At 58.3% G+C, this 11726-nt stretch carries 13 protein-coding genes, 1 tRNA gene and 1 pseudogene; 4 read left to right on the forward strand and 11 right to left on the reverse strand.

Translation table 11 applies throughout. The features are described 5' to 3' along the window. Positions 1 to 67: 67 nt before the first annotated feature. From FH08_RS0100865 to FH08_RS0100910, 10 genes are all read right to left on the reverse strand, one after another. The gene (locus tag FH08_RS0100865; protein ID WP_081889313.1) at positions 68 to 910 is read right to left on the reverse strand and encodes an NAD(P)-binding domain-containing protein; all 843 of its coding nucleotides are present in this window, start codon (positions 908 to 910) and stop codon (positions 68 to 70) included. Further along, on the reverse strand, positions 862 to 1230 hold the full coding sequence (locus FH08_RS48075; RefSeq protein ID WP_035564954.1) for a cupin domain-containing protein: 369 nt from the start codon (positions 1228 to 1230) through the stop codon (positions 862 to 864). The genes FH08_RS0100865 and FH08_RS48075 overlap by 49 nt, the downstream gene beginning before the upstream one ends. Before the next feature lie 30 nt (positions 1231 to 1260). Then, the gene (locus FH08_RS0100875) at positions 1261 to 2097 is read right to left on the reverse strand and encodes a substrate-binding periplasmic protein (RefSeq protein ID WP_051887598.1); all 837 of its coding nucleotides are present in this window, start codon (positions 2095 to 2097) and stop codon (positions 1261 to 1263) included. A gap of 86 nt (positions 2098 to 2183) precedes the next feature. Beyond that, positions 2184 to 2846: an amino acid ABC transporter permease gene (locus FH08_RS0100880; RefSeq protein ID WP_031356496.1), complete on the reverse strand. Its 663-nt coding sequence runs from the start codon at positions 2844 to 2846 to the stop codon at positions 2184 to 2186. Beyond that, positions 2843 to 3478, reverse strand: coding sequence for an amino acid ABC transporter permease (locus FH08_RS0100885; RefSeq protein WP_235210245.1), 636 nt, complete (start codon positions 3476 to 3478; stop codon positions 2843 to 2845). The genes FH08_RS0100880 and FH08_RS0100885 overlap by 4 nt, the downstream gene beginning before the upstream one ends. Before the next feature lie 5 nt (positions 3479 to 3483). After that, positions 3484 to 4299, reverse strand: a complete 816-nt coding sequence (locus FH08_RS0100890) for an amino acid ABC transporter ATP-binding protein (protein ID WP_031356498.1) — start codon at positions 4297 to 4299, stop codon at positions 3484 to 3486. A 197-nt stretch (positions 4300 to 4496) separates the two neighbouring features. Continuing rightward, positions 4497 to 5027 (reverse strand): MarR family winged helix-turn-helix transcriptional regulator, encoded by a 531-nt coding sequence (locus FH08_RS0100895; protein WP_031356499.1) that lies wholly within the window; start codon positions 5025 to 5027, stop codon positions 4497 to 4499. A 27-nt stretch (positions 5028 to 5054) separates the two neighbouring features. Then, positions 5055 to 6014: an ornithine cyclodeaminase family protein gene (locus tag FH08_RS0100900; RefSeq protein WP_160172426.1), complete on the reverse strand. Its 960-nt coding sequence runs from the start codon at positions 6012 to 6014 to the stop codon at positions 5055 to 5057. Positions 6015 to 6047: 33 nt separating this feature from the next. Further along, positions 6048 to 7370: a M24 family metallopeptidase gene (locus tag FH08_RS0100905; RefSeq protein WP_031356501.1), complete on the reverse strand. Its 1323-nt coding sequence runs from the start codon at positions 7368 to 7370 to the stop codon at positions 6048 to 6050. Positions 7371 to 7670: 300 nt separating this feature from the next. Next, on the reverse strand, positions 7671 to 9710 hold the full coding sequence (locus tag FH08_RS0100910) for an NADH:flavin oxidoreductase (RefSeq protein ID WP_031356502.1): 2040 nt from the start codon (positions 9708 to 9710) through the stop codon (positions 7671 to 7673). Positions 9711 to 9970: 260 nt separating this feature from the next. Between FH08_RS0100910 and FH08_RS0100915 the strand changes: the two genes are divergently transcribed. The 4 genes from FH08_RS0100915 to FH08_RS53155 all read left to right on the forward strand — a co-directional run bounded on the left by FH08_RS0100915 (position 9971) and on the right by FH08_RS53155 (position 11486). After that, positions 9971 to 10597 carry a TetR/AcrR family transcriptional regulator gene (locus FH08_RS0100915; protein WP_031356503.1) on the forward strand — a complete coding sequence of 209 codons (627 nt, stop codon included), beginning with the start codon at positions 9971 to 9973 and terminating at the stop codon, positions 10595 to 10597. 97 nt (positions 10598 to 10694) lie between these two features. After that, positions 10695 to 10779: transfer RNA gene (locus FH08_RS0100920), tRNA-Leu, on the forward strand. A gap of 101 nt (positions 10780 to 10880) precedes the next feature. Next, the gene (locus FH08_RS53150) at positions 10881 to 11207 is read left to right on the forward strand and encodes an integrase arm-type DNA-binding domain-containing protein (RefSeq protein WP_075583270.1); all 327 of its coding nucleotides are present in this window, start codon (positions 10881 to 10883) and stop codon (positions 11205 to 11207) included. Positions 11208 to 11285: 78 nt separating this feature from the next. Further along, positions 11286 to 11486, forward strand: a complete 201-nt coding sequence (locus FH08_RS53155; protein ID WP_235210246.1) for a hypothetical protein — start codon at positions 11286 to 11288, stop codon at positions 11484 to 11486. 154 nt (positions 11487 to 11640) lie between these two features. Here FH08_RS53155 and FH08_RS53160 read toward each other — a convergent pair. Continuing rightward, a pseudogene (locus FH08_RS53160) lies at positions 11641 to 11726 on the reverse strand (Crp/Fnr family transcriptional regulator); the annotation flags it as partial.

Consider the following 11726-nt stretch of genomic DNA (forward strand, 5'->3'; position numbering starts at 1 on the left):
CGTTCCCTAAAGTAACTTTTTACACCAACTACGCCTGCTGCCGATTAATGCCGTCGCGCTCAAGACCTCACTCGCCCGGCTTTAGCCTTTCCGCAAGCTGTCCAATCGCTTCTCTCCATGGAGAGGCGAAGTGACGCGCCTTTAAATGATCGAGTCCGTCCTTGGTAAAAGTCCGCTCCGTCGCAATGCCTGCGGAGATTTCAAGAAGGCTTGTTTCCGGCTGGCTCAACGCGAAACTGGCCGGACCCGCGATGTTTCCGAGCGTCAACGCGCGAGCAGCGTCAGGTTCGAGACCGTGCCGCTCAAGCTCGGCCGCAAGTGCATGGGCCAAGTCGTATATCCACGTCGACGTACACAGCGACACCATCGCCGCGTTGAACGCGGCCTCGTTCGGCAATGCAATCACATCTCCGGCGCAGGAAAGCAACGGCATGAGCGCCGGCGCCGGCGGATAAAGCGGTATGGGACCCGGCACAGTTTCTATGTAGCTGCCAGGCATGATGAGATGAATATCATCCACGCCGTGCAGCAACGCACGAAGCTCGTCCAGGCGAATGCCGGCCATGGCCGAAAGGACCGTGTGACGGCGCTCCCAGCGGAGGTTCGCCAACGCGGCCTCTGCATATTCCGGCCTCACGCTCAAGAGGACCACGTCGGACCCGGCCAACACCTCTTCTGCAGACGCCGCCACAACGCAGTCGTGCTTGTGCGCCAGCGTGTTGGCGACGTCGGCATTGCGCGGCGAAAGCAACACGTTTCCGTCATAGCCCCCACGGCGGAGCGCCGCAATAAAATACGAAGCGAATTGCCCCGTGCCGATGACACCAAGCCGGATCACGGATGCGCGTGACGTCTGCATGATCACGGTGACGCCGCCGCTATGTTCCGGTAAATCAGCATAACCATGCATCCGTTTTCCGACGCCGCCGTATGAAGCGTTCCTGGCGAACGCACGCAATACTGTCCACGCAGGTAGGTGCGCTCCTCGTCCGAAAAATCGCCGTCGAGGACATAGATCTCCTCGAATAACTCATGACTATGCGAACCCGTACTTGCACCGGGATCGACTCTCATCAAGACAGTCGATTCGCCGTTGGACGGATTCTCGAACAACGTCACAACATCGAACCCCGGGGTGTCCGTCGGCTGCCATTGAAGCGTGGTCGCATCGAGAAAATGCGAGCCCGTCACATCAGGACTCAACGCGACTCCCCTGGCCGAACTGATCATTGCTTCTCCTCGATTCGGGCCGGCCATTCGTTACTGCACCAGTCGCGGTGCGCCGACGTCGGCAGCTGCGGGCGCCAGACCATGCGCCTTCAAGATCCGCGCGATATCGCCGGACTTGTGCAGATCCGCGATGTCCGCGCTAAGAGCATCGCCAAGCGCCTGGTTCGACTTCGTATAAGGAAACGCGGTCTGGCCCGGCTGAACCGATGCCGGGACCCTTGGGTCCGGCTTCACAGCCATGATCTTGATCGCGGCATAACCGCCCTTCATCTGGTCGTATTGCGCAACGGCGTAGCTGTCCGTACCCGCGTCAATCCGGCCGGCCGCCAGATCCTGAGCCATTGCAACCGGGTTGGGATAGAGCGTCACCGAGCTGCCGAGTACTTTCTGCAAGTCACCCGTCCAGAGATATCCCTGAACCGAGCCGACCCGCTTGCCCTGCAACCCGGTGATGGTATCGATACCCTCCTTGGAGATGACACCCATCTGATCGAGATACATTGGCCCGCTGAGCCCCAGGACCTTCGCGCGGTCAGCCGTCCGGTACCAGTCCCCCATCCCGATGTCCGCCTTTCCGGACACCACCGACTGGATGACGGCCGCCGGATCCACCGTGCTGATCGAGAGCTTCAGACATTCCTTGGCGGCAATCAGCTTGACGATATCTCCGTCAACGCCACCAATGTCGGTGCTGCCCGCCGGAATCGAATAGGGAGGAAACACCCACGCCGCAACCGATAAGGTACCCGAAGTAATAGTCGGAAACGTGTGAGCAGGCTTGCACTGATCCGCGAAGGCAGAATAAGTGACGCAAGATAACAGGAAGCTCGCACACAGCTCCCCCAAAAATTTCGCTGACGTTTTCATGTCGTTTTCCTTGTCGTGGTTTCAGTGGAGGGATATTCACGAACAGCTAAGCAGTAAACTAAGCAGCAAACATGGAGCGGATCGAGCTATCGAACGGCGTGACGTCCCAATCTTCGTTCGAGCACGGAGACAAACAATGTTGCGGGAATACAGATGACAGCGAACATCAAGCCGGCGAGGATCAGCACCGGCATATATTCAAAGGTCGTGGACCCGATATTCGACGCCCGGCTGACCAGCTCGGGAAGCGCGATCGTGAAACAGAGAGACGTCGCCTGAAGCATCATGATCGAAAATCCAAGCAGCGCGGGCAGCGCAACTCTCAGGCCTTGAGGAACAATCACGAAGCGCAGGGCATCAACGCCATTGAGTCCAATCACTAACGCAGCCTCCTTTTGTCCATAGGGGACGGCCTCAAATCCTGCCCGGATGATCTCGCTCGTATAAGCGCCGGTGCAGCACGCCAGCGCAACCACTGCCGACGCGAACGACGACAACGTAAGACCCGCCGTCGGCAAACCGAAATAGACAAACTGAAGCAGGATCAGAACGGGCGCTCCCCTTCCGATTTCAACGAACGTCAGCGCGATGATCCGGATCGCCCTAGCTTTCGCCGGCACTGCAAGCGCCAGCACCAGCCCTAGCGGAATGCCTATTGCGAGGCTCAGGGCGGTGACCTCGAGCGAAAGACCATAACCGCCGATGAGCTCGGGAAGCCAACCCTTCCAGAGGTTGAGAAGCTCCATCATCTCGATACCCTCGAACGCAATTGAACATCGGCCCAGCGCGACAGCCACGCGATCGGCAAGCTCAGGAGTATGTAGAGAAGGGCCGCGGCCGCGTAGACGCTCAGTCCTCGAAACGTCTGCTGCGAAACGTGATACGACTGGTACGCGAGGTCACTTACGCCGATTGTCGAAGCAACGGCGGAGTCCTTCAGCAAGCCAATAAGATACGTAGCCCCGGATGGCAATGCGATCCTCGTCAACTGCGGCAGAACGACGTCGCGAAACTGTTGGCTCCTGGTCAGGTTCAGCACCTTCGCTGCTTCAAACTGCCCCGGGTGAATCGCGGTCAATGCGCCTCGATAGATTTCAGACATATTGGCTGCCGTCACCAGGCCAAGGCCCACCACGGCGGCCGTAAACGGGCTCATGGCGATGAGGCCGTTGCCAATGCCAAAGAACACAAAGAAGAGCCAGACAATCGGCGGAATGGACCGGCATGAAACGACGATCGCCGTCGACGTGAGTCGCAGCACGCCATTAGTCGAGAGACGCATCGCGCAAAGCGGCAATCCAAGCGCCCCGCCCAGAACAAACGAAGCCAGCGTGAGTGCGATTGTCCACGGGACGCCCTGCAGGATCGCAGTGAGATCCATGATCATTAGCGGTCCCTCACAGCGCTAAGGAACTTGGCTGCGCGTTCCGTCTTCGGTGCACGCATGATGTCGGCGCTGGGTCCTTCCTCGAGTATGTGACCTTCCGCCATCAGGATCACGCGGTCCGAAACGTTCTCCGCAAAATGCATCTCGTGGGTTACCACGATCATCGTCATGCCCGATAACGCGAGTTCCTTCATGACCGCCAGCACTTCCAGGCCCAACTCCGGATCCAGTGCGGAAGTCGGCTCGTCGAACAACATGATCTCCGGTTCGAGGGCCAACGCACGGGCAATCGCAATCCGTTGCTGCTGCCCGCCTGAACAACGGGCGGGATACTGGCTCGCCTTGTCTGCAAGGCCAACACGCGCCAGAAGTTCTATCGACCTGGCGTCGGCGTCCTTCCTGGAGCGTCCCATGGTGCGCTCCTGCGCAAGACTGACGTTGCGCAACACGGAAAGGTGGGGAAACAGATTGAAGGACTGGAACACCATGCCGATCTTCCGGCGCAATGCGACGAGGTCGCGCCGCGCAGGCGGGCGTCCTGCATCGATCGTTACGCCGCCGATTGTTACCCTGCCTTCGTTGGGCGGCTCGAGTTGATTGATACACCGAAGCAACGTGCTTTTTCCTGAGCCGCTGGGACCAATGATCGCGATGACCTCCCCCACTTGCATCTGGAAGGTAATGTTCTCGAGCACCCGATGCGTGCCATATGTCTTGCTCACCGATTCAACGCAAAGTATCGGCTCGCAAGCAGGCCCCGCACGTTGCGATGCGGCGGGCTCGGACTCCAGGAAAGAGGAAGCGATACTATTCATGGAACTCACTCCGTGAACTTCTTGCCAAGCCGGTTTCGGCGCGCCCGGCACGCACCCGCGCCTGCCAAGGCTACCTCGGACCGCCGCTCGTTCAGTCGATTTGACTAAGCCAAAAAGCGGACCTCAAGTGATGCTTTCGAATCATGTAGTGCGGAAATCGAATCAACTTCCTGCGACCCGCATTTACCTCATTCGCTTCACCATTCATGGCGAAACTGCATTAACTTGTTCAGGACCTGATCGAGAAGCGCACGCTCTGACGAACTCAATCCGCTCAGCATGGTGGATTGCCGATCAATAGCAATGGGAAGCACGCGTTCATAAAGCTTCCGTCCGCTTTCGGTCAGGATGAGCGAGCTCTCACGCCGATCTAGCGGGTTAATCTTGCGCCGGATCATCTTCCTTTCGCTCAGTCGCGTGACAGCGCGGCTGATGCTGTTTTTCGGACGGCCGGTTACCTCACAAATTGTCTTGGCGGCCATCGGACCGTGGGAACTCAGGCAACTGAGCACGTTAAACTCGTCGCGGCCGACATCGAAGTCACGGCTCATCGCTGAAAAGCACGGCTCGGTGTAGTAGTTCGACCAGAGCGTGAAACGCCATGCGTCGCTGATCGGTCCCTTCGTGACGACCGAAGCGAACACGTCGTGTGCGTAAGCGGCGCCGTCGGATGCCTTTGGCTCTGTCTGCGGATCCGTTACCTGCGCATCTTCAACCGTACTAACCATGTCTGTTCATCCTCGAATTCGACACTATCAATGTGGAGATTCGGACAGCCATTCCGCCACCATCAAATCCAGATGCCCGCCGCCGCCGTTCTTGAAGAGGGTAATTTCCTGCGGGTTGCGTCGCCCGGGAATCTTCTTCCTGCACAGGTCGAACAAGTCTCCCCGGATAGTCGACATATCCAGAATCCCGCTCTTTAACGGTTGAAAGATGTCGCCGCAATGCTCAGCCGTGAGCTTCCTATGGTCGACAAAAACACTTGATCGAAGAATCGCGGCGTCGTTGGTCTCGCGCATGTCGGGCGTGAAGCCACCGACGAGATCGACATGGCAGCCTTGTTTCAGCCACTTCCCGTCAAGCACCGGCGTGGACGACGACGTCAGGCACACCACAATGTCCGCGCCCGCGACACTCGCCTCGAGATCATTCGACACATGAAAATTGACGGGCAGAAACCGCTCTTCCACCAACTGCTCCGCCCTACTACGATTCCGGTTCCACACGTCAATCCGTTCGATGCTCGGGCAAACCGCATGCAGGTAGGTCAGATGAGTCCGCGCCTGAGCACCCGCGCCGAGCACGACCAGTTTCGTCGGCTTGAGCGGGGCGAGATAGCGCGCCGCAAGCGCGGAATCAGCCGCGGTCTTGCACCGGGTAAAACTCTCGCCCACGATAAAGGACCTGAAGTGCCCATCTAACCGGTCGACCAGTGCAAACGCGGAATGAACCGTAGGTGCGGGCGCGCTCAATTGACCGTTGTCCGGAGAGATCGAAACGATTTTCGCGCCCATCGATCCGTCCGCCCGCGCACCCGCCCAAATGAGCATCTCAGCGCCGGGCCGCTCGACTCTCGATACCGGCGTATAAAGCCGGCCTATGGTTTCGTAGTCTTCCAGGTGTTTCTTTTCCAATGCATCGATCAATGCAATAGGCGAAAGCCGTTCCAGCACCGCGTCGGAATCAATCACTCGAGGAAGGGCTTGTGTCATTGTGGTGTCGCTTCGCATATCGGTTAGACGCAGCTATGAGTATCGGTGGCTCAAGAGCGGACTCTGAGACAGAACGATCGCACCGTTCGCGGTAATCAGGACCTGCTCCTCAAGCTTGACGCCCTCCTTGCCTCCCTGCTCGCCGATATAACTCTCCACCGACACGACCATGTTTTCCTGGAAGGTTCCGTCGTACCCCCAGGCGTCGAAGTCGACGGCATAAGCGACACTCGGAAATTCATCCACCAGCCCGACACCGTGAAGCATCATCATGTATCGGTTATGTACGTAGCGCTCGGGAACCGGCCAGCATTGTTCGGCGAATTCACGAAACGACAGCCCCGCGCGAAGCAGACCCACGTTGTGCATGATCTGGTCCTCTGCGAAGCCGAGGAGATTTCCCTGACTTGCGGACATCGCGCGGCCTGGACACACAAAACTTCGGGAGATATCGGACAGGTAGCCTCCGGGCCCGACCATATCGGTATCGAAGCACACCATGTCTCCTGCCTCGATCACCCGGTTCGTTGCATCCTGGAACCACGGATTCGTGCGCGGACCTGAATTCAGCAAACGGCTTTCGGCCCACTCCCCTCCATGCGCAATGTTCGTCTCGTGCAGGATGCTCCATAACTGATTCTCGGTCACCCCGGGACGAAGCGATTCAAACATGCGCGATATGCCCAGATCACACACGGCCATCGACACCTCGTGCTGCGCGATTTCCTCCGGCGACTTGATCAGCCGCGCTTGTTCGGTGAGCGGCTGCGCGTCGAACAATTCAATGCCATGCGCCTTGAGGCGGTCTGCTCCCCAGGGATCACAGCGATCGACCGCAAGCCGGCGGTTACCCGCGCCGTAGGTTGCCACCAAGTCGGCAATTTCCCTCGCCCATAACGTGGCTTTTTCTTCGACTCTCGGGCCGGCAAGAAAGTACAGCCACGGAATCGCCGGACGTATCTCGTCGATGGTCTCAATGCCTTCGCTGTTGTGGCGGCTGCTAACGAAGTCAAACAGGATGACCGGCCCGTCGGTCGCGATATAGACATAACGACTCGGGGAATGCATGACCCAGAGCCCGAGATTGTTCGTGTCAGTGGCGTAGCGGATGTTCAGCGGATCCGCCAGCAGGATTCCGCCGTAGTCATGCAAGCGCAGTTGCGCACGAATTCTCTCGAGACGATATGCACGCAGCGAGCGCCGGTCGATGCTCTCGACTCTTTCAATCAGCGACCGGTCGACAGGCGCCATCTGGTGACCCTTGACCACCTGATCTTCACGATACTCCCGGCCATCGCGAGGTCGCTGCAGGGTCAGGCCGGAAAGGCGCGCGTCACGATCCATGGTTACGTCCATCCATTTTCGAAGGTCCGCGGCTTGTATGAATTCGTCGAATGCCCAGGGCATACAAAGGAACCATCACCCTATTCAACCTGCTATCCGACCACCGACAATTTCAGATTAGTCCCACGTGGAACCATATGTCAAGGTATCAAAAACGCTGATTTTGCGCGGATCGTATAGGCACGTTTTGAAGCGCTTGCCTAATAAATTGATGCGCCCGGAGGCTTATGGATAGCCTTACGAAAACCATAGTTATTAGTTATCCAAATTACTAAAAATAGCAATGCGAGCTTTGATGAAACTGTCACCGCCCTACAGATCCTTGACCAAACGAAGCGCATCGTAGATTGCCGCATGCGTGTTGCGCGCGGACACCGCATCGCCTATACGGAAAAGCTGGAACGTGCCTTCCGGGTTGGACTTGCGTGACTGTTTCGTCCCACCAATCAGATCATCGTAGTCCAGCGCACCGAGGTTGCTCGACAGGGGCTTCAGTTCAAAATACAGATCATCCATTGGAATGGTTCCGTGATTCACCACGACCTGGTCATGACGCTGCTCGTTGCGGATACCGCCGTAGTCGCTGCCCACCACCGCGACAAGCCCGTTATCGTCGCGATGCACCGCAACGAGCCGATAGGTCACCGTGAACTTCACGTCCAGCTTCTGCAGCGATCGCATATAGGGCACGAGGTTCATGCTCATCACTTCGGGCGAGAACGAGCGGTCCGGCGTCATGATCTCGACCTTCCCTCCGGCTTGCGCGATGACCTCGGCTGCCTGCAGCGCTGCGTGGTCGCCCGCGTCGTCGAAGATCAGGACGTTCGAACCCGGCTTGACGTCGCCGGAGATGATGTCCCATGTCGATACAACCAGCTCGTTCCCTTCACGCAAAACGTCGGTGCGGGGCATTCCCCCTGTTGCCACGATCACCACGTCAGGGTCTTCGGCTTGCACTGTCGCAAGTTCGGCCCATGTATTGAACTTGAACTTCACACCAAGCCGCTCGCATTGAGACATCCGCCAATCGATGATGCCAAGCATCTCCTTGCGCCGCACGTTCTGCGCGGTCAGGCGGATCTGGCCGCCAGGGTGGTTCGTGGCTTCGAGCACGACGACCTCGTGTCCTCGCTCACCGGCCACGCGGGCTGCTTCCAGTCCCGCCGGGCCCGCCCCGACAATCACCACTTTGCGCCTGGTTGGCGCACGCGCAATGTCGTGCGGCATCGTGGTTTCGCGGCCTGTGGCTGCATTGTGAATACAGTACGCCGCGCCACCTTGATAGATACGGTCGAGACAATAGTTCGCGCCCACGCACGGCCGGATATCGTCTTCCCGGCGCTCGATGATCTTGCGAACAATGTGCGGGTCTGTCATGTGCGCGCGCGTCATGCCGACCATGTCGATCTTGCCTGACTCGATAGCGTGCCGCGCCGTCGGCACGTCCTGGATTCGCGCTGCGTGAAAGGTAGGGAACTCAGTCGCTTTGCGAATTTCCCCGGCGAAGTCCAGATGGGGAGCGCTTTTCATGCCCTGGATGGGGATGATGTCGGTCAATCCGGCATCGGTTTCCAGATGACCGCGGATCACGTTGAGGAAATCAACGAGACCGCTATCTTTCAGCTTCTTCGATATGTACAGCCCGTCCTCTTTCGTGAGGCCGCCTTCAATCATCTCGTCGGCGGTGTATCGGATACCGAGCAGGAAGTCCGGACCGACGCGTTTGCGCATCGCCGTCAGGACGTCGAACGTGAACTTCATGCGGTTGTCGAGCGAACCGCCGTAGGGCGCATCGAGCGTATTCGTGAGCGGCGACCAGAACTGATCCATCAAGTGTCCGTAGGCTTCCAGCTCGAGCCCGTCAAGACCGGCCGCCTTCATTCGCTCTGCGGCGTCCGCATAGTCCTTGATGATGCGTTCGATGTCCCAATCCTCCAGCTTCTTCGGAAAGGCGCGATGCGCGGGCTCCCGATTGTGCGAGGGAGACACCGCCGGCAGCCAGTCGCCCTTGTCCCAGCGCGTTCGACGCCCGAGGTGCGTCAACTGGATCATCACCGCCGCGCCGTGCTCGTGGCACTCGTCGGCGAGATCCTTCATCCAGTGCACGACCTCATCCTTGTAAGCAAGGACGTTGTTGAACACCGGCGGGCTGTCCTTCGATACCGCCGCCGACCCGGCGGTCATTGTGAGCGCGATGCCCGCCTTGGCGCGCTCGACGTGATACGCGCGGTACTGCTCCTTCGGCATGCCGTCCTCCGCGTACGCCGGCTCGTGCGACGTAGTCATGATGCGGTTACGGAACGTCAGGTGTTTGATGGTGTAAGGCTGAAGGAGCGGGTCGCTTGACGACATGGCGTGGCCTTTGACGATTTCGTTGGGGGACGCAATGAAGATTATTCACTCTGTACACCTGTGTCAAGTATCTCGACTACAATGAACATTGCGATGCTGAACCGATCAGTGGCGTGGGGTTGCGCTGCGGGATAAAGGCGAAAGACGGAGGAAAGCACTTTGACCGATGCCGGTCCGGACGCCAGAATATCGTCGCCTTTCCTGATGGACTGCCGCTCTTCAAACCGGCGCTTACGATTGCTTTAAGGAATCTTTTACCTATGGATCAACCGACTGCGGATGCGGGACGAGGGTCATCGGAAGCGTGGCTCGAGGTCGCTTACGAAAGCCTGCGCGATGCCGGCGTCGAGTCCGTGCGCATCCTTCCGTTGGCCAAGAAGCTGAATCTGTCGAGGACGAGCTTCTACTGGTTTTTCAAGGACCGCGAGGAGCTGTTGGCCGCGTTACTTGAGCGCTGGCGCGCCAAAAACACCGGCAACTGGGTCAAGCAGACCGAGGCCTACGCCGAAACAATCTGCGAGGCGGTTCTGAACGTGTTTGATTGCTGGCTCGATGACCGGATCTTCGATTCACGGTTTGAAGCCGCTATCCGGAGCTGGGCGCTGCAGTCGCCTGAGATTGCTGCCGAGATCCAGGTGGCGGACCAACTTCGCATAGCTGCGCTCACGCAGTTGTTCGAGCGTTACGAATATGAACCCATCTCCGCCGATGTGCGCGCGAGAGCAATCTACCTGACGCAGATGGGCTACATTTCGATGAAAAGCGAAGAGGCGCTATCGGTGCGCATGATGCGTATCGCTGAGTACGTCGAGGTCTTTACGGGTCAACGGCCAGAGGAGCGTGAACTCGATCGGTTTTTCATGCGGCATCACTATCAGGCGGCTTGATCGCCTCTGCTTTCCCTCCCCTTTTGATCGATTTCTTGCACGGCCATTGACAGCTTCGAATCGTTCGCTAAAATAGCAGTCTTAGTTGTAGCAGTTGGCCCAGGTGGCGGAATTGGTAGACGCACATGGTTCAGGTCCATGCGCCGCAAGGTGTGGAGGTTCGAGTCCTCTCTTGGGCACCAACAGATAGTTCGAAGAAGTAAGAGAAACCCCGTAAAGCCTTGAGCCTGCGGGGTTTTTTGTTTTTGGGCGAGCGAAGGTTTTCCCGTAACTTCCGGCGGTTTTGCGTACGTATGCCAGCTTCAGGGCAACGCCAAAACCAGGCCGAAGCCCTACCGCCTCTCGGACAGCCAGGGCCTTTTCTTGGCGCATACGTCCGAACGGCGCAAAGACTTGGCTGCTCCGATATCGCCGGCCCGGCACCGGGAAAGAAAACTTCCTGATCCTTGGCCCCTACCCCGACATCAGGCTGATCGAAGCGCGGCGGCGCGCCGCCACCGCTCGCGATCTTGTACGCGAGGACGTCGATCCGCTCGAACAACGGCGTGCCGATGTTGCCGCGCGAACGCGCGCTGCCAACGCATGGCTCGAATTCAAGTGCAAAGAATGAGCGGGTGAAACTTACCGCAAAACCGAATTTGTGCTGCTCGAGTATCTGACGCCGGCGTTACGTAACGAATCGATCTCAATGTTGTCCACTGCGCAGGTCAAGCCCGTTCTCGAGACGATCGCGGTGAAAGCACTCCACCTCGCATCGAAGGCGCGTTGGTATGTTGGCGGTATCGTCAGTTATCCGAACAGTTTGGTTGCCCGACATCGTTGTCTAAAAGGCATGGAAGCTGGCGCCGAGATGTGCACACTCGACGAGGCTGCCCCGTATTTTGTGTAAATGGGTTTTCGATTAACCACGCGCCCTCAACGCCCTGCTCGGGAGCTGAAAGACGTTCACGACTGTGGGTCCTCGATGGCTCACCATTTCTTTGCCCTGGTCGAGGACGAAGCTTCGTCTACACGACCTGTGCTCCGCAGCAACCGCGCAACCCTTAGCAGACTTCCTCGGTCTGACGCACGCGCGGCAGCATACGGTCGAACTCGCGCTTGACGATGCCATAGCATTCGCACGCACGGG

The organism is Caballeronia sordidicola, assembly GCF_000729995.1.
GTDB lineage: Bacteria > Pseudomonadota > Gammaproteobacteria > Burkholderiales > Burkholderiaceae > Caballeronia > Caballeronia sordidicola_A.

Coding starts and splice junctions, on each gene's coding strand:
- FH08_RS0100865 (WP_081889313.1), bottom strand. CDS start 910: ATGCATGGTTATGCTGATTTACCGGAACATAGCGGCGGCGTCACCGTG.
- FH08_RS48075 (WP_035564954.1), bottom strand. CDS start 1,230: ATGATCAGTTCGGCCAGGGGAGTCGCGTTGAGTCCTGATGTGACGGGC.
- FH08_RS0100875 (WP_051887598.1), bottom strand. CDS start 2,097: ATGAAAACGTCAGCGAAATTTTTGGGGGAGCTGTGTGCGAGCTTCCTG.
- FH08_RS0100880 (WP_031356496.1), bottom strand. CDS start 2,846: ATGATGGAGCTTCTCAACCTCTGGAAGGGTTGGCTTCCCGAGCTCATC.
- FH08_RS0100885 (WP_235210245.1), bottom strand. CDS start 3,478: ATGGATCTCACTGCGATCCTGCAGGGCGTCCCGTGGACAATCGCACTC.
- FH08_RS0100890 (WP_031356498.1), bottom strand. CDS start 4,299: ATGAATAGTATCGCTTCCTCTTTCCTGGAGTCCGAGCCCGCCGCATCG.
- FH08_RS0100895 (WP_031356499.1), bottom strand. CDS start 5,027: ATGGTTAGTACGGTTGAAGATGCGCAGGTAACGGATCCGCAGACAGAG.
- FH08_RS0100900 (WP_160172426.1), bottom strand. CDS start 6,014: ATGACACAAGCCCTTCCTCGAGTGATTGATTCCGACGCGGTGCTGGAA.
- FH08_RS0100905 (WP_031356501.1), bottom strand. CDS start 7,370: ATGGACGTAACCATGGATCGTGACGCGCGCCTTTCCGGCCTGACCCTG.
- FH08_RS0100910 (WP_031356502.1), bottom strand. CDS start 9,710: ATGTCGTCAAGCGACCCGCTCCTTCAGCCTTACACCATCAAACACCTG.
- FH08_RS0100915 (WP_031356503.1), top strand. CDS start 9,971: ATGGATCAACCGACTGCGGATGCGGGACGAGGGTCATCGGAAGCGTGG.
- FH08_RS53155 (WP_235210246.1), top strand. CDS start 11,286: ATGTTGTCCACTGCGCAGGTCAAGCCCGTTCTCGAGACGATCGCGGTG.